The 21741-nt window shown below is 35.5% G+C and carries 19 protein-coding genes and 1 pseudogene; 18 read left to right on the top strand and 2 right to left on the bottom strand.

Annotated elements, in window-relative coordinates; translation table 11 throughout:
* Positions 1-1607: 1607 nt before the first annotated feature.
* Complete coding sequence (locus F6K23_RS26120; RefSeq protein WP_293161225.1) at positions 1608-3503, top strand: serine/threonine-protein kinase; 1896 nt, start codon at positions 1608-1610, stop codon at positions 3501-3503.
* 746 nt (positions 3504-4249) lie between these two features.
* Here the strand turns inward: F6K23_RS26120 and F6K23_RS26115 are convergent.
* Together F6K23_RS26115 and F6K23_RS26110 are read right to left on the bottom strand one after the other, a co-directional pair.
* Complete coding sequence (locus F6K23_RS26115; protein WP_293161223.1) at positions 4250-5242, bottom strand: GTPase family protein; 993 nt, start codon at positions 5240-5242, stop codon at positions 4250-4252.
* Between the two features lie 511 nt (positions 5243-5753).
* Positions 5754-5906: a hypothetical protein gene (locus F6K23_RS26110; RefSeq protein ID WP_293161221.1), complete on the bottom strand. Its 153-nt coding sequence runs from the start codon at positions 5904-5906 to the stop codon at positions 5754-5756.
* A gap of 324 nt (positions 5907-6230) precedes the next feature.
* On the opposite strand from F6K23_RS26110, the gene F6K23_RS26105 reads away from it, so the two are divergent.
* From F6K23_RS26105 to F6K23_RS26025, 17 genes and pseudogenes are all read left to right on the top strand, one after another.
* Positions 6231-6677: a hypothetical protein gene (locus F6K23_RS26105; RefSeq protein WP_293161219.1), complete on the top strand. Its 447-nt coding sequence runs from the start codon at positions 6231-6233 to the stop codon at positions 6675-6677.
* 32 nt (positions 6678-6709) lie between these two features.
* Entirely contained in the window at positions 6710-7276 is a 567-nt protein-coding gene (locus F6K23_RS26100; RefSeq protein ID WP_293161217.1) for a DUF4384 domain-containing protein, read from the top strand.
* A gap of 92 nt (positions 7277-7368) precedes the next feature.
* A complete protein-coding gene (locus tag F6K23_RS26095) occupies positions 7369-7644 on the top strand; it encodes a hypothetical protein (RefSeq protein ID WP_293161215.1) in 276 nt (91 codons plus the stop codon).
* On the top strand, positions 7637-7858 hold the full coding sequence (locus tag F6K23_RS26090; protein ID WP_293161213.1) for a DUF2283 domain-containing protein: 222 nt from the start codon (positions 7637-7639) through the stop codon (positions 7856-7858). Before F6K23_RS26095 ends, F6K23_RS26090 begins: the two co-directional genes overlap by 8 nt.
* A gap of 24 nt (positions 7859-7882) precedes the next feature.
* Positions 7883-8704: an Rpn family recombination-promoting nuclease/putative transposase gene (locus tag F6K23_RS26085; RefSeq protein WP_293161211.1), complete on the top strand. Its 822-nt coding sequence runs from the start codon at positions 7883-7885 to the stop codon at positions 8702-8704.
* A 263-nt stretch (positions 8705-8967) separates the two neighbouring features.
* Complete coding sequence (locus tag F6K23_RS26080; RefSeq protein ID WP_293161209.1) at positions 8968-11523, top strand: tetratricopeptide repeat protein; 2556 nt, start codon at positions 8968-8970, stop codon at positions 11521-11523.
* 323 nt (positions 11524-11846) lie between these two features.
* Positions 11847-12068 carry a hypothetical protein gene (locus F6K23_RS26075; RefSeq protein WP_293161207.1) on the top strand — a complete coding sequence of 74 codons (222 nt, stop codon included), beginning with the start codon at positions 11847-11849 and terminating at the stop codon, positions 12066-12068.
* Positions 11992-12621, top strand: coding sequence for a CHAT domain-containing protein (locus tag F6K23_RS26070; protein ID WP_367267824.1), 630 nt, complete (start codon positions 11992-11994; stop codon positions 12619-12621). Before F6K23_RS26075 ends, F6K23_RS26070 begins: the two co-directional genes overlap by 77 nt.
* Positions 12622-12951: 330 nt before the next feature.
* Positions 12952-13221 carry a hypothetical protein gene (locus tag F6K23_RS26065; protein ID WP_293161205.1) on the top strand — a complete coding sequence of 90 codons (270 nt, stop codon included), beginning with the start codon at positions 12952-12954 and terminating at the stop codon, positions 13219-13221.
* A gap of 505 nt (positions 13222-13726) precedes the next feature.
* On the top strand, positions 13727-13903 hold the full coding sequence (locus F6K23_RS26060) for a hypothetical protein (RefSeq protein ID WP_161564687.1): 177 nt from the start codon (positions 13727-13729) through the stop codon (positions 13901-13903).
* Entirely contained in the window at positions 13891-14070 is a 180-nt protein-coding gene (locus F6K23_RS26055) for a hypothetical protein (protein WP_293161203.1), read from the top strand. Before F6K23_RS26060 ends, F6K23_RS26055 begins: the two co-directional genes overlap by 13 nt.
* A gap of 400 nt (positions 14071-14470) precedes the next feature.
* Positions 14471-14830 carry a hypothetical protein gene (locus F6K23_RS26050; protein WP_293161201.1) on the top strand — a complete coding sequence of 120 codons (360 nt, stop codon included), beginning with the start codon at positions 14471-14473 and terminating at the stop codon, positions 14828-14830.
* A 128-nt stretch (positions 14831-14958) separates the two neighbouring features.
* Positions 14959-17814 (top strand): efflux RND transporter permease subunit, encoded by a 2856-nt coding sequence (locus tag F6K23_RS26045; RefSeq protein ID WP_293161199.1) that lies wholly within the window; start codon positions 14959-14961, stop codon positions 17812-17814.
* Positions 17815-17838: 24 nt separating this feature from the next.
* Complete coding sequence (locus F6K23_RS26040) at positions 17839-18042, top strand: hypothetical protein (protein WP_293161197.1); 204 nt, start codon at positions 17839-17841, stop codon at positions 18040-18042.
* A gap of 961 nt (positions 18043-19003) precedes the next feature.
* Complete coding sequence (locus F6K23_RS26035; RefSeq protein ID WP_293161195.1) at positions 19004-19477, top strand: pentapeptide repeat-containing protein; 474 nt, start codon at positions 19004-19006, stop codon at positions 19475-19477.
* Positions 19478-19827: 350 nt separating this feature from the next.
* Positions 19828-20914: pseudogene (locus F6K23_RS26030) on the top strand (RNA-guided endonuclease InsQ/TnpB family protein).
* Positions 20915-21039: 125 nt separating this feature from the next.
* Positions 21040-21180, top strand: coding sequence for a hypothetical protein (locus F6K23_RS26025; protein ID WP_293161194.1), 141 nt, complete (start codon positions 21040-21042; stop codon positions 21178-21180).
* Positions 21181-21741 lie beyond the last annotated feature (561 nt).

Raw genomic sequence — 21741 nt, 5'->3', positions numbered from 1 at the left:
CTTACATTCGGAGTGCTTCACAAAACGGGAAAAGCCGATAAATTGATTTTCACACCTCACCAGTTGAGGAAACAAAACAGTCATTCCGGAGCTTCAGAAAATAAAATGACTATTGCGGCATACGCAACAGAAGGAAAATATCAACACTCACCTCCGAGTGCTTCACAAAATGGGAAAAGTAGATAAATTGATTTTCACCCCTCACCAGTCAGAGGAAACAAAGCAGTCATTCCGGAGCTTCATAAAATGAAATGACTATTGCGGATGTCGCAACATATTGAAAATATCAACACTCACCTCCGGGCGCTTCACAAAATGGGAAAAGCCGATAAATTGTTTTCATACCTCACCAGTTGAAGAAACAAAACAGTCATTCCGGAGCTTCATAAAATGAAATGACTATTGCGGATGTCGCAACATATTGAAAATATCAACACTCACCTCCGGGCGCTTCACAAAATGGGAAAAGCCGATAAATTGTTTTCATACCTCACCAGTTGAAGAAACAAAACAGTCATTCCGGAGCTTCATAAAATGAAATGACTATTGCGGATGTCGCAACATATTGAAAATATCAACACTCACCTCCGGGCGCTTCACAAAATGGGAAAAGCCGATAAATTGTTTTCATACCTCACCAGTTGAGGAAACAAAGCAGTCATCCTGGAGCTTCATAAAATGAAATGACTATTGCGGATGTCGCAACATATTGAAAATATAACCACTCACATTCGGAGTGCTTCACAAAATGGGAAAAGCCGATAAATTGTTTTCATACCTCACCAGTTGAAGAAACAAAACAGTCATTCCGGAGCTTCAGAAAATAAAATGACTATTGCGGCATACGCAACAGAAGGAAAATATCAACACTCACATCCGGGTGCTTCACAAAATGGGAAAAGCCGATAAATTGATTTTCACACCTCACCAGTTGAAGAAACAAAGCAGTCATTCAGAAGCTTCAGAAAATAAAATGACTATTGCGGATGTCGCAACATATTGAAAATATAACCACTCACATTCGGAGTGCTTCACAAAATGGGAAAAGCCGATAAATTGTTTTCATACCTCACCAGTTGAAGAAACAAAACAGTCAATCAATAAATTTACTTTTCAACTATTTTCATAAATTCATAAATCCCAATAATTAATAAATCAAAATTACAGAACTTAAGGTAATTAGTTAAAACCACTATCACAGTCACATCATCAGCCACCCTGTAGAGATAATAGATTAAATTAAATATAACCTCTGATATTTAACAGAATTAAATTATTCCTAACTTTTTTACCGAGAAATTGTGGGTATGCGCCTCCCCTTTTAAGGGTATAAAAAGCGGTCGAGAGATGGCGTTTTGCTCCGCTTTATATGTTGCGGAGTGGCTCTGATAAGAGCGGGTTTCCTCACCATATCTAATCGACCAAGAGAAAAGAGAATTCCGTATTTTCTTGCCTCCTTATTTGTAGAAGTACTGATAACTGATAACTGATAACTGATAACTGAAATGACCCCTAAATTTATAAATTCGATTTTTGTAACGGTAGGAACCCAATATATATAATGAAATAACCCTAACTTGGTCCTAAATTAGCCATTATCCCTGTTTATGAATAACCCCATATATCCCGGACTTATACTCACTAACCGCTATAAAATAGTCAAACAATTGGGACATGGTGGCTTTGGACGCACCTACCTCGCAGAAGATAACCATCGTTTCCAAGAACCCTGTGTACTCAAAGAATTTGCCCCCCAAGTACAGGGTAGTTATGCCTTGCAAAAATCCCAAGAACTATTTGAACGAGAAGCAGGGGTACTTTACAAATTGCGACATCCACAAATTCCTGGGTTCCGAGAAATGTTTCGCTTTAAATTAGATGGAGAAGGATATCTATTTTTAGTACAAGATTATGTAAAAGGTAAAACTTATCGTGCTTTGTTAGAAAACCGCAAACGTCAAGGCACTTTTTTTAGTGAAACAGAAGTAACAAAATTTTTACTCCAAATATTACCAGTCTTAGAATATATTCATAACTTGGGAGTCATTCACCGCGACATTTCCCCAGATAATATCATTCTGCGAAGCTCCGATAAACTGCCAATATTAATAGATTTTGGTGGAGTCAAAGAAACAGCAACAAAAGTAGTCTCTGAATATGCTCATGGTGTATCGCTCCAAGCGACAAGGTTGGGAAAAGTCGGATATGCACCAGACGAACAAATGCGACTAGGAATGATTAATGCTAACAGCGACCTATATGCTTTAGCAGCAACAGTCTTAGTATTGCTGACAGGAAAAGAACCCTCTTTTTTAATAGATCCTCGCAATTTAACCTTTAACTGGCGCAAGAAAATTAGCATTAGTCCAAATTTAGGTAACGTGCTAGATAAAATGTTAGCTCCTAAACCAAGCGATCGCTATTCCACAGTTGGTCAAGTTATAGCAGAGCTTGAAAATTTTGCTTCTAGCACTGACCTAGCACCTACTCAAGCAGCGCCAAATGTTATCCCTACTCAACCTATTACCGCAGATCAAATCTCCAATGTCACAACAACACCAGTTTCCCAAATTCCAGTTACAACTAATAACACTCAAAAATTTTCAATTTGGTCAACAATTTTATTAGTATTAGTAACAATATTTAGTATGGGAGGAATAGGTTGGGTAGCTGGTAACTTTTGGTTAGAATACAACCCCGATCAAAAAGATAAAATTGTCAATGAGAAACCCAAAGAATTGAGCGATCGTCTTCAAAAAGCAGGCATTGAAGAATCTTTCTTTTTTCCTTTAGTAGATGATTTTTTCTACACTAAATATCCTCAAAAAAAAGGGCAGACTTTGAGTGATGAAACTTCAGAAGATAAATTATGGAAATGGCGGTGGTATGAAATAGCAAACCAATTACTTAACAAACTAGAAACACTAAGTTTAGATGCTCGTCGTAGATTAGGAAACTATAGTAAAGATGACATTTATCGATGGAAATCTCAACTTAGTAGATTAAATATTAGTAGTACAGCTTTTAACGATTTGACCGATGCTAGATTTTTTCATTTATTCTCAGAACAACCCCGTGGAAAAAACATAATAGGTTTACCAATGGGTCAAATTTGGCAAGCGATCGCTACTGATACAATGAAAGGTTTACAAAGTAGAAAATCTTTAGAAGAAATTCGTTTTACACCAGGTTCATTTAGAGAAGTTATCAATGGTAATTTACAACCAGGAGAAGGTAAAATTTATTTAGCATGGATACAAGCAGACCAAATTTTACGCGTCAGGTTACGAGTTAATTCTCCAGAAGTTTTCTTATCTATTTATCCTCCTGAAAAGTATCGTGATAGGTCTAGAGCATTAATAGAAGATCGAAATATAAATCTATGGAGGGGTCAAACTCTAACTTCTGGTTATTATCAATTTGTAGTTGTTTCTAATTCAGATCAACCTATAGAATATTTTTTAGGAATAGGTGCTAGAGATAGAATTAATAGTAGGTATTAGAGGAAGAAGGGGGAGTAGGGTAGCAGGGGCGAATGGCATTCGCCCGGTAGCAGGAGAGAATGGCATTCGCCCAGTAGTAGGGGAGTAGTAAAAAGAATAATAATATACACTTAATGCCTAATAATCGCTCTTAACTGTATTGAATTCTACTAACTACTTAATTATTGAAGTCTTGCATAAGTATAATAGTTGAAGCCAAGGTTAGAACAGATCAAAAACTTAAAACTCAGACAACGTAAGATTTTTCCTTGTTCCTTCTACTATAGAACCAATTTGATTGCTATATAATTAGGGTTTGCTGATTAAATCTAAAGGTATTTACAGATAAAGGTTTTAGCCTTTTTGGAGTCGAAAAAAGTACGCCTGTTTCAGCTCTTCACCCTCAAAAAGGAGCGTATTTTAGACGCATAGTTGGGCAGAAAAATCATTCTTACAATTCTTACTCCTACCTCCTCGCTCATTCTCTTTTATCCTGTCTCCTGTCTCCTGTCTCCTGTCTCCTACCCCTACTAAAAGAGGAGAGGTAATTATTCATTATTCATTATTCATTATTCATTATTAATTGTTGAATTATAGCAGTCCGAAACAAGGATTAACTCAAAAAGTGCATCTCGGTTAGAGATACTTAAAAAGATCCGTTCAAATGTATTTTAGACAGCTATCTATATCATTTTTTTCTTTGTTTATCTTCCGTAGGGACGTTGCATGCAACGTCCTTATGTAACAAACATTTATCATGCTTGGTATTAAATTCGCATTTCAGTCAAATCGAATAATTTCCGATTTCGGTTTGGATCGACCACAATAAGATTGGAATATTCTTTAGCTTTAGCAAAAGGAAGTTTATCTAATTGCTCGTTTAAAAAGTTGTTGAAACGAGCGATCGCTTCTTTACCCATTTTGTTTACTATTATCAACATCAACTTGTTCAAATTAAATCGAAAAGAAGAGGAACAGGGAACAACTTGATAGTTTTGATAAAGTCGCTGAAATACTTCTTGATAGTGGGGATATTTTGCCTGAAGTTGAGCGAGGGTTGTTGCATTCATAAATCCTTGAAAAACAATACTATAGGTATCCCAAGAAAAACGCGAGTCGTCTATTTTGAAATTCCCATCATTATAGGTACGAGAAATAATTCCATTTCCATAGGGGAGCAAGAAAGTTTCTTGATAATATTGAGCTTTCTTTTCGAGAATTTCACGAGTCACTTTGCTTGGTGCAAACATTCCCCAATTCTTATCCATTTTTGCCAATAACCAAGCGGGATGACTAATAGTATCAACTTTAGTTAAAACAAAAGTAATTTTACTCATTAATTGAGCTTTTTTCTCCGCACTAAATGAGACTAAAATTTTGTTTAAAGCTGTCACATCAAAAGTAACAGAACGGTTATCGCAGTGGAGACACCAGAGAACAACATCAGCTTCAAATAACTTTTGTTTATAGTCCTCAATATATCGTGCATCTGCTGATTCAGATTCTCCAATTCCAGGCAAATCATAAAACCATAATTCTCCTTTATTTCCCTTCACAACAACTTTTTCCACATTCATCGTACAAGGTTTAACTGCATCAGTTTTTAAATTAGTATTGAACAAAGCATTAATTAATGAACTTTTACCAACACCAGTTTGACCAATAACAGCTACAATAAAGGGTGCATTTGCAGCTTTCACAAAACTTGCAATTGCCTGTTTTTTCAACAGTTCAATTTGTTCTGGAGACAAAGATTGCATGATGATTTTCTCCTGTTTATTTTCTCTTTAATTTTCAAGGTGCGTAGAGATTTTTTATCTCTGGATAAATCCTAGCTTGATTTATTTAATAGTGGGTTAGATAAATGTAGAAAATAATAGTTGTTTATCTGACCCTTGGAATTAAATAAACGTTTGCTTGTTTCCAGATTGGTTTGTTTTCTCTATATTTTTAGATTAGCAAGTTAATTCATCGTTAGGAATAGAAAAATGTAGAGAAATGTAGATAGAAAAATTTAAGTTATTAGAGATAATTTGCCACCAAAAATAGAGGCGTTATCTAGAACGTCTCTATAATAAAATATATTCTTGTAGGGACGTTCTATGGAATTTACCTACATTACAATATAATTTTTAAGCTGCCGGTAATAAAGCGATCACTACTAAAGTAAATATGCCAAATAGTTTCAAAATCTAGGTGTAAAGTGGGCAAATATAGCCTTTATTTAAGATTGATATTAATCACTAAATCTTTGCCGACTCTACATAATTTTTAAGCTGTGGGTAATAAAGCGATCGCTACTAAAGCAAATACGCCAAATAGAATACCTAAGAAAAACCACAATGTTTGGTCTCGATATTTTTTTTCAGCAATAATGGCACAACAAACACCACAACAAACCCAGACTGCGATTAAAAATCCCATCAGATAAATCCTCGGAAAATTACTAATATTTTGCTTCAATTACTATCTTTTTTAGATTAACAATTAGATGGGGTGACTGTGTGTAGAAATAAATAGAATTAGATAGATATAAAAATGTAGATTTTTGTAGATAGATATTGACGTTCAATAAATAGATTTGTTATATTTGGCTGAAAATAACTTAACCAATACTGACCAAAAAAAGGGTCTCAAGCCTCCCCTTTCAAGGGGATAAAAAAAGTAAACTTCAGTATTTCAATCCGGATGTTTCAGCCGGAGGTACTGATAACTGGTAACTGATAACTGATAACTGAAATGATACCTATGAATAAATCTTATGAACACTGGGAAAGTCAATTTCTTGACGATATGGTGATTAAGTTCGAGTTTTCTGGCAATGATGCAGTTGCTTTTAAACAGAGACTACTATTAGATAATTCTCTCAAAAATCAGTCGCAATTAAATCAGGAGTTACAGAAGAATGAAAAAAATGAAAAATGTGAATTTTCATCTAATACTTTGAGAGATTGCTGGCATAAAAAAATATATCCTGTGCTAAAGAAACATGGTTTTGATTATCAAGACAAGAAAAATCCCAATGGAAAATATGATAAAAGTTGGGAAGGTGTCATAAAATGGTTACGGGAGGAAATGTTTCCTGAATATATTGAAAATATTGCACCCCGAACAACTATTGAACTTTGGCAAGAATTATCGACTAAAGCTGAAAATAATTCAGATATTTCACTAGAAATAGCAGGACAAAAATAAATAATTATAGTTGGGAAATAAGGATAATTGCTATGAGCGAAATTTGGGAAAAATTATGGAAAGAATGGGAAAAATCTGGGTATAATACCAATATTTCCATTGAAAAAATTGACTCGTCAGAAGATAGTACCAATATTTATATTGAAGAATCTGCCTCTGAAATTAATGCGTCTCATCTAGGAATAAGTAGTAGTAAATGGAATCCAAAACCACAACCTAATTGGCAGTCATTTTCAGTTGGTAGTAAAATTAATTATCAGTTTAGGTTAAATAATTCTGGTTATTTAATTGTGACTGAAAAATTTGCTTCTGGGGAGATTTATTGTATTGCCCCTTCAGTTTTAAGTCCGCCTTTTCCTGTAGGTTGGGGAACATTAATTTTACCAAAAGATAAAGACGATCCTTTTGTTGTTCAACCACCTATTGGATATGAAGAAATTATTGCTGTTTATAGTAAAGAAGAACCCCAGTTAGATTGGCTACCTCAACCTGAAGATGAGCCGTTAGAATTACAAACAGAACATCTAGCAAGTTTATTGAATCATGTCAATAAAAATAATTGTCAATTGATGCGATATAAATATTTAATTACAGCCTAAATTTCCGAGAAACCCGGTTTCTCACTCAACTTAATACAAAATGAAAACCGACCATATATTTTATCGAATTAAGGAGTAGGCTCAACTATTTTATGAGAGAAATTATCTGGACAGATTATATGAAGTATCGAGCTAATTTAAGAGGGTTTGAATTACAGCAGCTTGAAAGAATTGTCCGATTTTCTGGAGAAAGATATTACGATACAGTAACAGGAAACCAAATAGTTGTAGGTAAACATAATCGGGATTTAGTTGTAATTCCTTATGAAAGTTCTGAAAATTCTATTACACCGATAACTGTTCATGCTACAACTCGTCAACAAATAAAATTTCGTTTAAACAATGGGAGATTTACAATTTATGAATAAAGCCAAAATGACTTATTTTGAAAAAGAGGATATTCTGCATTTAACTCTGACTAATGAATCAGAAGTAAAAAGCGTAGAAATTAGTCCTAATATTACGGCAGAATTGAATGAAACAGGGGAGTTAATTGGTATAGAAATTATTAATGCCAGTGCTTTTATTAGAGATTCTATATTAGAATCTGTGCAAGGCAGATTATTAACTGTTAAAAACTAGAACGATAAATAGAATATTGACTGAATGAAAACAGACCATATATTTTATCGAATTTTCCAAGACTTACCCGAAACCTTCTTTCAATTGTGGGGAGAATTATCAGAAAACCCCAACGATTATCGTTTTGATTCAGTAGAATTAAAACAGACAGCTTTTAGAATAGACGGGGTATTTTTACCTCAAGATACTGAGAACCCAATTTATTTTACGGAGGTACAATTTCAAAAAGACACCAAAATTTATTTACGTTTGTTTTCTGAGATTTTTACATATCTTAGAGACAACGAACCGGACTTAAGGTGGCGTGCTATGATTATATTTAAAAGTCGTAGTATGGAACCGACAGAAAGACAAAGAGAATCAGTTCAACCCTTTTTAGATTCTCCCCTTGTCAAGCGCATCTATTTGAATGAATTAGAAGTGAGTGAAACAACTCCTTTAGGCGTACAAATCATTCAATTAGTTGTAGCGAAGAAGAAAGGATTTTTGGAGAGAGTAACCGTATTAATTAATCGAGTTAAACAGCAGTTTACCGAGGAAAATTATCGGTTACAACTTTTGAACTTATTGTCAGTTATTGTTCTAGAAAAATTACCAGAAATGAGTCGTCAGGAGTTAGAAGCTATGTTTGGTATTGATGATTTGAAAAAAACTCGTTTTGCTCAGGAATTAATAGCAGAGTCCAAAGCTGAAGGAAAAATAGAAGGAAAATTGGAAGGAAAAATAGAAGGAAAATTGGAAGTTATTCCTAGTTTATTAAGAAAAGGCTTTTCTGTTGAAGAAATTGCGGAAATTTTAGAATTAGAAGTTGAGCAAGTGCGACAAGCTATTGCTAATTTGAATTAACTTAAATTGTAGGTTGGGTTGAGGCAACAAAACCCAACTAATTATTTCCCGTATTCCAGAGTATTGTATTGGAGAAATTACCAGAAATAGTTAAATTAGTAAACTGACCTATACTCGGATTTTTTATTTCCCATATACTCGGCAAATTCCCGCGATCGCCACCGCAAAAAAATGTTGGGTTGACGCAGGAAATCCAACCTACAAATCAAACTAGAATCACAATATTATTACTGAAAATCTGAATCTAAAAAGAGGTAACAAAAATGAATTTCTTTAATCAGTTAGGTGATTTTTTATCAAATGCAGAAAAACAAGCAAATTACCATATTTTAATAGTAAGAATTAATTTTTTGATTCTATCTAGTAAATTTGATGAAGTTACTGAATTAGCTGAAAAATCTTTAGATTTAGCTAGGGAAATTTTCTGGGAAAATGAACACCCTCGTACTGACGTAGACTTAACCAATCCAGCTACTTTATACTATTATGTTAATTATTATCTGACCTTAAATATTCTAGCTAACCTCTATCATAACCAAGGAAAATATAGCGAAGCTGAACCCCTTTTTCAATATGCTCTAGCCATGAGGAAACGTCTACCTCAAGCGGACTATCCTCATGTAGCTACTAGCTTAAGTAATCTCGCTTCATTGTACGTTATTCAAGGAAAATATAGTGAAGCTGAACTCCTTTTTCAAGATGCTTTAGCTATGAGGAAACGTCTATGTATGTTTCTAGAAAACCATCCTGATGTTGCTAAAAGCTTAAATAATCTAGGTATACTATACTCTATTCAAGGAAAATATAGTGAAGCTGAACTCCTTTTTCAAGATGCTTTAACCATGAGAAAAAATTTATTTTCAGGAGACCATCCTCTTATTGCTGATAGCTTAAATAATCTTGCTACAGTCTACTGGAATCAAGGAAAATATAGTGAAGCTGAACTCCTTTTTCAAGATGCTTTAACCATGAGAAAAAATTTATTTTCAGGAGATCATCCTCTTATTGCTGATAGCTTAAATAATCTCGCTACAGTCTACTGGAATCAAGGAAAATATAGTGAGGCCGAAACCCTTTTTCAAGATGCTTTTGCTATGGATAAGCGTCTGTTTATAGAAGAGCAAATCGATGTTGGTGATATCTTAAATAATCTAGGTCTAGTTTGCAATAAAGGAAAAGAGAGTGAGGTAAAGCCTCCTTTCCAAGATGCTTTAGCTATCAAGAAATATTTGTTGCTAGGAAAGCATCCTAATGTTGTTTCTCAGATACATAATCTCGCTTCATTCTACGATGCACAAGGAAAATACAGCAAAGCTGAACCTCTTTTACAAGAGGCTTTAGCCATCAAGAAACATTTATTTCCAGGAGACAATTTTTATGTTGCTAATAGCTTAAATAATCTAGGTATGGTCTACAGTAATCAAGGAAAATACAGCAAAGCTGAAGCTCACCTTCAAGATGCTTTAACCATGAAGAAACGTTTATTTCCAGGAGACAATTTTTATGTTGCTACTGCCTTAAATAATCTCGCTTCATTCTACAATAATCAAGGAAAGTATAGTAAAGCTGAACCTCTTGTTCAAGAAGCTTTAGCTATGGAGAAAAGTCTATTTCTAGGAGACGATATTTTGGTTGCTGCTACCTTAAATAACTTGGGTATAGTCTACGGTAATCAGGAGAAATATAGTGAAGCTGAAGCTCACCTTCAAGATGCTTTAACCATGAGAAAAAATTTATTTTCAGAAGGCCATCTCCATGTTGCTGAGAGCTTAAACAACCTAGCGTCCTTCTACTTTATTCAAGGAAAATATAGTGAAGCTGAACCTCTTTTACAAGAAGCTTTAGCTATGAAGAAGTGTTTGTTTACTGGAGACCATCCTGAATTGGTTCGTAGCTTAAACAACCTAGCTTTACTCTACGCTACAACTAACCGCCATCAAGAAGCCCTAAAATGCTATAAAGAAGCTACAGAAGTAGAACATCGCTTGATGAGTCAGGAATTTTTAGGCAGTTCAGAAAATGACAGAATGCTTTTTCTAGACAACATTAGAAAAACACAATATGACTTACTTTCTCTCATCTATCAACACTTTTATCCCCTAAAAAAATCTCCAGAAAAATCAGATGCTATTCACACCGCTTTAGATTTAGTCTTAAAACGTAAAGCCATCAGTAACACCGCTGATGCAGCCTTCAATGCAGCAATGAATAGCGATCGCTACCCCCACCTCCAAGACTCTTTTGAAAAATATCGTTCTCTGTGGAAACAAATTGTTAATTTACAGTCTTCTGTTTACCTACCCGAAAATTCATCTCGCCTCGAAGCTAATAAAAAACTCCTGGAGGAACTATATGTTGAAGTGGAAAATTTACAAAAAAAGCTCTCTGCTGAAGTACCAGAAATGAACCTGGAAAATCAATTAGTCGATCGCCAAGAGATTGCTTCAGAATTACCGGAAAATAGTACCTTAATTGAATTTGCTTATTTTCCTGTTTGTGACTTTACTGCCAATGAATATCAAACACCTCGCTATATTGCCTTTATCTTACCTGCTAAAGAACCAGAAAAAGTGCTGATGATTGACTTAGGAGAAGCAGAAAAAATTGATAATTTAATTAGCCAGGTGCGTCAATCTATTTCCCCAGTAAATCTAGAAAATATGGGTTTGGCTACGAAAAAAGTCAAACTAGGAATATCTAAACCATCAAATCCATTTGTTGAATTAACAACCACAGTTTTCCAACCTCTAAAAAAATACTTACAAGGCGAACAATTATTTATTTGTCCCGACGGCAAATTAACTCTAATTCCGTTTTAAATTTTACCCATAGATGGAGAAAATAATCACTTATTTATTGACAAATATCAAATTACCTATTTAACAGCAGCTAGAGATTTATTACGACATAAAAATCAACCGAAACGTATTGCCTCTGAATCTTTAGTTATTGCCGATCCGAATTTTGATTTATCTGTAGAAATCCCCCCAACTTCTCTTAGTAAGGAAGAAATCCACCCAACTCCCCTTAGTAACGGAGACTTAGAGGAAAAAACAGACTTATCTATTAACTTAAATTCCCTGAAAGGTGAAATTATTCAAACTTTCGGACAAGAGGATAAAAACCATTTTTACCTGTTCCGATGACTAGAGAAATTGCCCAAGCTGTTGCTGCCGAGTTTCAAGTCAAACCTCTATTACAAAATGATGCCTTAAAAACTCATTTAACAAATAGTAAATGTCCGAAAAAATTAGTTCTGGCGACTCATGGTTTCTTTTTAGAACAAGATTATCCCCCCCCAACCTTCCTTAGAAAGGGGAGAGTTTATTGGATCGGGTTTTCGTTTACATCAAATAAAAGCTGAAAAAAATCCATTATGGCGTTCCGGATTAGCATTAGCAGGAGCAAATACTTGGCTTTTCGGAGGAGAAATTCCCCCAGAAGCAGAGTCAGGAATTCTATTTGCTTTAGATGTAGCTGGTTTAGATTTATGGGCAAATGAATTAATCATTTTAATTGCCTGTAAAACAGCAGTCGGAGATGTGAAAATTGGAGAAGGAGTTAAAGGATTACGCAGTGCATTTACCGCAGCCGGAGCTAGACTTTTAATTATGAGTTTATGGCTTGTTCCACCTCAAGTTTCGATTCTATTAATGAACCGCTTTCTTACTAATATGCAGCAGAAACAATTATCTAGTCAACAAGCTTTACAAGAAGCACAAATTTATATCAAAACAATCACAAGAACAGAATTGGAAGCTTTACCTACAGGTAAAAAAATTATCCAAGAAATTCGAGCAAATTTGCAAAATAAATCTCCTGAATTATTGCCACAATGGGAAGCACAAAATTATCCTTTACAAGCACGTTATTTTTGGGGTGCGTGGGTATGTGTGGGCAGGGAATTTAAAAATTAAAATTCAACAATTAACAATTACCTTTCCTGAAAACGGATAGGACTAGCGAAAATATTTTTTGTTTTTATTTCTTCTTCAAATAATAACCTTTAAACCTTAATTATTCAGTAATATCATGTCCGGATAATTAGCGATAAAAAAAATCCTTTTCTTCCTCTTGATTCTTTCTTGATTCTTGCTTCTGTTATTCTTCTTTATTCTCTCCTGATAACTGATAACTGATAACTGATAACTGACTTGACACTCTCAGAAAAATTATGAGATAATCTAAATGATAATCAAACTATTATCTGAAAATTAATTATTCACAAAATCAGCTTAGGAGGTCGTATGTTAAAATATGCAATTGTTGCTCTAGTTACCCTGGAGTTAGTCTTGCTAAGTGCATTAGTTAAAGTGCCAGCTAATGCAAATATTAGAGACCCAGAAATTTTCACTTGGGATTATGCATCTTTAAGTAATACTCAGATCGTTTGTAAAAAAGTAGTATTTCATCCTACAAATAGGTGGATACCAGAATCATCAGATATGGAGCCTATAAATATTAATTCTTTAGTAGTAAATGATAGTTATTGTTCTAACTTAACTAAACCTGTTTAATATCATGTCCAGATGATTATTCTCTTGAAAAAGGCAGAAGGCAGAAGGCAGAAGGCAGAAGGGAAAATAATTACTCATGGATAGTTTTCGACACCCCACTCCGTGTCTTATAACCCCAAGCAATTTTAAGCACTCCCATGGACAAAAAAATAAAGTTCAATATTTCAAGTCTCTGACTTTCCTAGGTCATGCTGCGCAAACAGCCAGAGAGAGGTACTGATAACTGATAACTGATAACTGATAACTGATAACTGAAATGACGGTGGGGTATTTAACCGGCAAAAGAAAAGATAAAAAACTATAGGGGTATATTTAAAGAATGTTCCACTTAACAGAAATATTTATGCTTAAATCTGCCCCTATCTCAGATATAGAAAAAATTTCAGAGAACAAACTTAAAAAAATTGGAAAACCGGGTTTTTGGTGACATAAATCCGGTTTATCTATATGATGTTATAAAATTATGGTAAAGTTCTTATTGTAGATTATATGAGGTAAAAAAAATATGAAATATCGTGTCACTCTTAATCGTAGGGATATAATAGTTGAAGCAGGAAGTAAAGAAGAGGCAGCCGAACAAGCAGCAGGTAAGATTCATCAAGGGGAAAAAATTAACAGAATCAAAGAGGTAGAGTCATCGGAATCTAAGTCTGGCTCTTGGTGGGAAATTTGGTTAGATTAAGTATTGAAAAAGGAAGAAGGAAGAGGGAAAAAGGAAGAAGGGAAAAGGAAAAAGTGGATGGGGATAGTCTTCGACAAGCTACTTCGTGTCTACAAACCCCAAGCAATTGTAAACATCGTGTAGAGGGCGGGTTATTAAACACAAAAAAATATAAATTGACAATTTAATAGAGTTTCACATATTGATTAAGTACATTAACTAGATTTGATTTTTGCTTAAAATAGAGCAAAAAAATTAAAGGCTAATATCTTAGTGCTAATGACTATAATTTAGGGATGAGGTTAAGAGAGTTGAGAAATATTTTATTTTTTCTATTACCTGATCGCCTCCCCCATTTTATAATTAAAATTTACTCTAAAAAATTGTCAGTTTATGGATAAAAATACAGCAATAATAAATAATTGATTGAGTTTACTTAATATATATAAAATATCAATAAATTGTTTATTAATTATCAATTTTTACACAATATAGCTTAAGTAGTTATCATAAAATAGCCTCTCTTTTATGTCTCAATTTTATATTTTATTCTCTCTTGCTGGCCCAATAAAAAACTAATTATTAGTAATGAAAATTAGCTGTCAAAAACAACCTTTAATTACTGTTTTTTTATTAACCTTGGTAAGTATAGCTTACTGTAGTTTACTGGTGAGTGAAGCAAAAAGTCAAACTCCCAAATTACTATCTCAAAACGAATATCCTCAAAATTTTACAGAAGCTTATCAGGCAAGTTGTAAAATTAATGCTGTGACAAAAGGATTATCAACAGAACAAGCTAAAACACTATGTGATTGTACCCTGAATCAGTTTCAATCTAAATATACCTTAGAAAAATTTCGGAAATTAATTAACAAAGCAGCAAAAGAGGAAACGCCAGAAGAATTAATAGAAGTCGGAGAGTTTTGTGCTGAAAAATTGATAGATTAGATGGTAAGTGGTGATGAAAAAATTAATAATTAATAATTAATAATTACTTCTCCGGAAAATTAATTATCAAATTAACGAATAGGATGTTTTTTTATTCAAAAAAGAAGAAGTTGAAAACCTGAATCATAATGAAACAATCTAAAGCAAAAAATCTACGACAACGCTGGAATATTTCCAGATGGGCGATCGCTCAACCATGGTTAACTATTTGTTTTTGGTTAACTGTAGTAATAGCAGGTTTTTTTGCCTTTAGTAGTCTCAAATATGGCTTATTTCCACAAGTTAGTTTTCCAGTAGTGGTAGTACAAGCAACAGCAAATTTTGACAATACTATCGAAACAGAAACGCAAATTACAACTCCCATCGAAAAAGCTGTTAAAATCCTCGAAACAAAAGGAATGTATGAATTGCGCTCCTCAACATATCCAGGTCAAGCAGTCATCAACATAGCTTTTACCACCCTAAGCAATTTAACATCAGCAACAGCAGATGTGGAAACTGCTCTCAAACAAGTACCCCTCCCTCCAGAAACTAATTTAGAGATAATCAGTCTTGACCTAAACGAGTCCGCAGCAATTAGCTACGCCATTATCAGTAACAGTAAAACTCTCAGAGAATTAACTGCCATTGCTCAAAATCAAATTATCCCTACTATTTCAGAATTACCAGAAGTTTTAAAAGTTAACCTACTTGGTGACGCTTCCTTAAAACAAAAAGACACTGACACATCACTCCCTAACACTTTCCCAACCTTAGTCAGTTTCAATAATCAAAATGCCATAGCTTTCCAAGTAGTTAAACGCGCCAATGCTAATACCTTAGAAGCTGTAAGTAAAGTAGAAGCAACCGTAGCCAAAATGCAGTCTGAACTGCCAGAAATAAAACTCGTCCTAGCAGAAACTCAAGCAGACTATATTCAGGAAGCAACCCAAGCTACTATTGATGCCTTATTATTGGCAATTATTCTAGCAGTAGCAGTCATTTTTCCATTTTTACGGAATTTTTCAGCCACCATAATTACAGCTTTAGCAATACCTATTTCTCTATTAGGTACCTGTATTGTCATGGCAATATTTGGATTTAACCTAGAAACTATTACCCTCCTCGCCTTAGCAATAATAATTGGAATAATTGTTGATGATGCTATTGTAGATGTGGAAAACATTGCCAGACATCTCGAAGCAGGAGAAACTCCCAAACAAGCTGCCATAAATGGTACTGATGAAATAGGTTTAACCGTTGTTGCTTCTACCTGCACCATTGCCGCAGTATTTCTCCCAGTCGCTTTTATGGGGGATACCCTTGGTCAATTTTTTCAACCCTTTGGTTTAACAGTTTCCGCAGCAGTACTAATTTCTTTATTAGTTGCCCGCACTTTATCCCCAGTATTAGCAGTGTGGTGGTTAAATGAAGTCAGAAGTCAGAAGTTAGAAGGCAGAAGGCATAAGGCAGAAGGCAGAAGGCAGAAGTTAGAAGAAAATAATAATGAAGTCAGAAGTCAGAAGGCAGAAGGCAGAAGTCAGAAGTTAGAAGGAAATTATGATGAAGTCAGAAGTTCTTTTTATAACTTAGAGAGTTTATTAAATCAAACACAAAAGTGGGAGAACACTTTATCCAATCGATACCAAAAATTACTTAACTGGTCCCTAGACAATCGAAAAATTGTCATAGCAATAGCTTTACTCAGTTTCATTCTTGGTGTGACAATGATTCCTCTAATTCCTAAAGGTTTAGTACCACAACTAGACCGAGGAGAATTTAATATTACCTACACTTACCCTCTACCTAATTTTGCTAGTAATACTGAAAATGCTCCCTCTCCCCAAGCAACTCAAGCACCTGCCAATAACTCATTTTTTGCTGAAGGAGCATTTAATTGGATTAGTGATTTAACCAAATCTCCCACTAGAATCTTATTAAGAAAATCTCGTAGAGTAGCGCAACAGATCGAGGAAAAAGTTTTATCCTCCCCAGAAGTAGAATCAGTCTTTAGTATTGCAGGTTTCCAGAGCGAACCAAATCGCGGTAAAATATATGTAAAACTCAAAAAAGAGCGATCATTCACTACTGTTCAAATACAAGAGCAAACTCGTAAAGCTTTATCTGAGTTAAAAAATATTAGTGTTAGTGTTGAAGATATTCCATTTGTTGAGACTGGTGCTGGAAAACCTTTTGAAGTAATGTTATTAGGAGATAATCTAGAAATTCTCTACAATACAGCTCAAAAAATTCAAACTCAAATTGCCAAAATACCAGGATTTGTTGATTTAACTATTGCGCCTCAGTATAATAATTTCGATAACCCCATGGAAATAACTCACCGCGCTCAAAAGCAGGTTATCTATATTACGGCTAATCTTTCTGATGGTATAGCATTAGGGAATGCTATAGATTTAGCAGTAGAAATAGCTCAACCAATTTTACCTCCTGGTGTCAAATTGGACTTAGGTGGAGATTCTTTGAGAGTAGGGGAAGTCTTTGGTAGTTTTTTTGTGACCTTAGGTTTCTCTATTGTATGTATGTTGACAGTCTTAGTGTTACTTTTTGGTAGATTTTTAGAACCTTTGGTAGTAGGTTTGTGTTTGCCTTTATCTATTGTGGGGGCAATGTTAGGATTATTATTTACTCAGAGTGATTTTGGCGTTATTTCCCTACTCGGTCTAATTTTTCTCCTCGGTTTACTTGATAAAAATGCTCTGTTATTGATGGATTATATTAATCAACTGCGTCAGTCAGGGTTAGACCGCAGACAAGCTATTTTGCAAACTGGGTTAGTGCGACTGCGACCCATTTTAATGACAACAAGTTCGACAGTTTTAGGAATGTTGCCGATCGCCTTGGGATTAGGAGCAGGAGCAGAATTACGACAACCTCTAGCTGTGGCAATTATTGGAGGGTTAATTACTTCTACTTTGTTGAGTTTAATTGTAGTTCCCGTTTTGTACACCTTATTAGAAGATTGGTGGAGATTGAAATTAAGGTAAAAAAAGTGGTGGTGGTGCATTGTAATGGTAGAGAGTGTGTGGGAAGTGTGGGGAGTGTGGGAAAAAATTAAAAAAAATATATCTTCACACGTTAGCGAGCAGGACAACCTATTTTTATTACCAGAAACGGTAGTGGGAGCATCTTGCTCCCTCGCGGGCAGGATGCTAGGCATTGCTTGTTCCTATGTTTACTTCTCGTTCTCGGACGTTGCATGCAACCTCCTGTAAGGGCCTTAGCTTGCGCATATAGCAATGTGCGCTGGCATATTTATATCATGTCCGGTTGAATACTTATAATTAAGATAGTAGGGGAGTAGGGGAGGCAGGGAAAATAGAAAGATTGGCGTTGCTGAATAGAAGTATGAATGTGCGATTGTTTTGTTCTGGCCAAGCCCCCGCGCATCCCCCGCGCATTGGGGGACTTTTAGAGTTTTATTCCCCCCAAAATTCGGGGGCTAGGGGGGCTTGCATCATACCCAGAATCAGCAACGCCGAAAGATTTACTGTTGAAGCACTCATGATAAGTTTTTTCCAGATAGCTCTTATCCGGACATGATATTACACATTATTTTTTGTACACCTTTTCGCTTACTGCACTTTGAGCTGGACATTGTAAATACCTGAGCGCTCATTGCTATAACTATCGTTAACGCCCCTACTCCCCTACTCCCCCGCTCAAGAAAATGTAGCAAACATTTATCACCCTTGGCATTAAAACTCTCTCTTCTTCCCTCCTGACTTCTGACTCCTGTACGCCGCCAATCCGACGATTCCCCTACCTGACTTCTCGCTAAGTTATTTATAAGTATTCAACCGAACATGATATAACTCCTGACTACTGACTTCTGACTCCTCCATTATTAGACATAGGAGTGAAAATCAAAAATAAAATCAATTCTTATCCATAAATTATCAATTATTTCCCCCTGTTCCCTGTTCTCTCTCTTGGTGCGCGTTCCGTTGCGTCTGTTGCCGACGCGGGGTCGCACCACTGTTCCCTGTTCCCTATTTTCTGGAGATGTCTATTATTTATAACTATTCAACCAGACATGATATAAATTGAGCTTCATACAAATTTATAAAATTTTAAACTTTTGTGTAGTTTTAGCTACATTTTTTTATGTTTCTGCCACCATGAAAAAACAAACAATCTTTAAAAAACTAATTTTATCAAACGGAGTTGAAAAATATGGATGCTCAAAAATTCCTAAGTCGCTACTCTATAGGAAAACGTTATTTCCGAGGAATTTGTCTCAGTAATGCAAATCTGCGTGGGGTAAAACTGACTATGATTAATCTAAATCAAGCTGATTTAAGCGGGATTGACTTAAGTGGGGCCAAACTAAGTGGAGCTGAGTTAAGTCAAGCAAATTTATCTGGTGCCGATCTTAGTTATGCAGACTTACGTAGCGCAAATTTAAGTGATGTTAATCTAATCGGTGCTGACTTGACAGGAGCAAACCTAGCACGAGCTAATTTGAATCGAGCAGATCTGCGCAGTACTAACCTTACTGGTGCAGACTTAATTGGAGCAAACCTGAATGAAGTAGAAATGAGTGGCGCAGATTTGACCGCAGCAAATGTTAATCAAGCAGAATTAAGTGCAGCTAGCTCTCATTTAGGTGTTTCTCGCAAATGGGTGACATGGGCAGGAAGCCATTAGATTTTTATTAAAAAGTATAAAATTTGAGGTTATATCAAATCCGGTAGCACCAGTATAATATCAAATCCGGTAGCATCGGTGTAATTAGATGGGGAGATGGGGAGATAGGGAGATGGGGAGATAGGGAGTGAGAGAAATATTTGGTAATGGTGGAAGATGGAACATTTTTGTATACCGAATTAAACGGATTTGATATAAAATCTTTTGGACATAGGAGTCAGGAGCATTGACTTAATCAGAGAATAACGATATAATACGCTCTTAAGCATACTTTTAGACAGGCTGCACTCACTCAGGAATGAAATCCATGATTAACAAAGCTGAAACTTAATAATAAACAGAAGACTCTGATGGCTCAACACGCAGGCTATTCACGCTGGTGTTATAACTGGGGTAAAAGGTCTGTGGAATGCTGCATATATTGATGGTTATAAACCAAACGTCCGTAAGCTCAGAGAGGTTTTTACCAATCACACAAAACCACTTTATCCTTGGATGAAAAACTTGTCATCTAAAGTTTATCAATATGCTTTTACTAACTTGGGTGAAGCATTTAAGAGGTTCTTCCAAGGGTTGGGTAAATATCCAAGATATAAGAAGAAAGGTAAGTCTGATTCATTCACGATTGAAAACCAGTGGAAAACCAATAGAATTAAACGGATGGAGTCACAAGTTACCTTTTATTGGTATAGTCAAAACTTATGAACAAGAGTGAAGCAACAACTCAAAAAATAACTATCAGCAGACAAGCTGGTGATTGGTATTTAAGTTTAGCTTTTGAATTTACTCCGACTTCAACACCAAAAACTACAGAAGTTGTAGGTGTAGATTTAGGAATTAAGACACTAGCAACACTAAGTACAGGTGAAGTCTTCGAGAGTGTTAAGCCTTACAAAAAAGCGCAAAACAGATTAGCGCGCGTTACAACGACAACTGAGTAAGAAAGTTAAGCATTCAAGCAATTGGTACAAAGCTGTAGTCAAGCTAGCCAAACAACATAGACGAATAGCTAACATCCGCAAAGATGCACTTGATAAATTGACAACATATTTAGCCAAGAACCACGGCATTGTTGTGATTGAAGATTTGAATGTGTCTGGTATGTTAGCCAACCATAAGCTAGCGAAATCTATAGCCGATCAAGGATTTTATGAGTTTAGGCGACAGCTAGAATACAAGTGTCAATGGTACGACTGTGAATTAGTAGTAGTAGACAGATTTTTTCCATCATCAAAGACTTGTTCTAACTGTGGTCATGTTCAAGACATGCCCTTGCATCTGAGAACTTATGACTGCCCCGACTGTGGGTGGTCAATAGATAGAGATTTAAACGCCAGTATAAATTTAAGAAAGCGAGTGCTAATTGGCGAGGTTTCCTCAGAATGTAAGACGCACTCAAGACATGCGGTCGGCTCGACCGTGAATGCCTGTGCATGAATGCCTGTGGATGAGTAACCGCCGACGGCCTCACAAGAAGCAGGAAGTAAACATCGGGTTGTTACGTTATGTAACGCTTTGTATCAGTTTTATAGAGCAGTCAAGAGGAAAAACAGAGAATAGCGGTGCGACCCCGCGACAACGACAGTCGCAAGGAGACGCGCACTCCTGTGAGAAAAGAAGAAAAACAACTGTACCTCAGTAGTCTGAGAAACGCTATATCAAGATTTCCTAATGGTGAAGATGGACAATATTTTTATACCTAATTAAACAGATTTGATATTACTAAAAAGATCCCACGCCATTCGACGTGGGTTTCTAGTATTCCCAGTCATTCTTTCTCCCTAATTCCAAAATATTTTCTGCACATCCCAAACCCCGTGGAAAATCTCCAGGCTGGAATAAAGGTCAACTTCGTCACAAAAGAAAACGATATCCGATAGTCAAAAAAGGTAGTGGCAAGTTTGAAAGTCACAAAAAAGACACAAAAAATGTCAAATCTGCTTAATTGAGATCAAAAATTGTTTCTCACGTCTGTTGATAGTCCAGATTTTTTCAATCCTTTACTTGATTTTATATTCAACTATTTAGTCTAAACTCCAGTCGTTATTCATCCAGCCGTTAAAACAGGCGCTGCGTACTTCCTCCCGTCATTTTTTAGGTTTTTCCATGTTATATCATGTCCGGTCCTATGGGAGCGTGTATAGAATTAAGTTTCAATTGAAAGAAACCCTTCAGCATAGCTGCCTTTTGGCTTCTGCCTTCCTTCCACCACAGTATAAGTATTCAAGCGGACATGATATTATTTCCTTAAAATTCAAACTTTG

The sequence above is a fragment of the Okeania sp. SIO2C9 genome, from assembly GCF_010672455.1.
Classification (GTDB): Bacteria; Cyanobacteriota; Cyanobacteriia; order Cyanobacteriales; family Microcoleaceae; genus Okeania.
This window is presented reverse-complemented; position numbering and strand designations above follow the sequence as displayed.

Excerpts from the sequence above, each read along its gene's own strand:
- F6K23_RS26120 (WP_293161225.1), top strand. The coding sequence starts at position 1,608 with ATGAATAACCCCATATATCCCGGACTTATACTCACTAACCGCTATAAA.
- F6K23_RS26115 (WP_293161223.1), bottom strand. The coding sequence starts at position 5,242 with ATGCAATCTTTGTCTCCAGAACAAATTGAACTGTTGAAAAAACAGGCA.
- F6K23_RS26110 (WP_293161221.1), bottom strand. The coding sequence starts at position 5,906 with ATGGGATTTTTAATCGCAGTCTGGGTTTGTTGTGGTGTTTGTTGTGCC.
- F6K23_RS26105 (WP_293161219.1), top strand. The coding sequence starts at position 6,231 with ATGAATAAATCTTATGAACACTGGGAAAGTCAATTTCTTGACGATATG.
- F6K23_RS26100 (WP_293161217.1), top strand. The coding sequence starts at position 6,710 with ATGAGCGAAATTTGGGAAAAATTATGGAAAGAATGGGAAAAATCTGGG.
- F6K23_RS26095 (WP_293161215.1), top strand. The coding sequence starts at position 7,369 with ATGAGAGAAATTATCTGGACAGATTATATGAAGTATCGAGCTAATTTA.
- F6K23_RS26090 (WP_293161213.1), top strand. The coding sequence starts at position 7,637 with ATGAATAAAGCCAAAATGACTTATTTTGAAAAAGAGGATATTCTGCAT.
- F6K23_RS26085 (WP_293161211.1), top strand. The coding sequence starts at position 7,883 with ATGAAAACAGACCATATATTTTATCGAATTTTCCAAGACTTACCCGAA.
- F6K23_RS26080 (WP_293161209.1), top strand. The coding sequence starts at position 8,968 with ATGAATTTCTTTAATCAGTTAGGTGATTTTTTATCAAATGCAGAAAAA.
- F6K23_RS26075 (WP_293161207.1), top strand. The coding sequence starts at position 11,847 with ATGACTAGAGAAATTGCCCAAGCTGTTGCTGCCGAGTTTCAAGTCAAA.
- F6K23_RS26065 (WP_293161205.1), top strand. The coding sequence starts at position 12,952 with ATGTTAAAATATGCAATTGTTGCTCTAGTTACCCTGGAGTTAGTCTTG.
- F6K23_RS26060 (WP_161564687.1), top strand. The coding sequence starts at position 13,727 with ATGAAATATCGTGTCACTCTTAATCGTAGGGATATAATAGTTGAAGCA.
- F6K23_RS26050 (WP_293161201.1), top strand. The coding sequence starts at position 14,471 with ATGAAAATTAGCTGTCAAAAACAACCTTTAATTACTGTTTTTTTATTA.
- F6K23_RS26045 (WP_293161199.1), top strand. The coding sequence starts at position 14,959 with ATGAAACAATCTAAAGCAAAAAATCTACGACAACGCTGGAATATTTCC.
- F6K23_RS26040 (WP_293161197.1), top strand. The coding sequence starts at position 17,839 with ATGGTAGAGAGTGTGTGGGAAGTGTGGGGAGTGTGGGAAAAAATTAAA.
- F6K23_RS26035 (WP_293161195.1), top strand. The coding sequence starts at position 19,004 with ATGGATGCTCAAAAATTCCTAAGTCGCTACTCTATAGGAAAACGTTAT.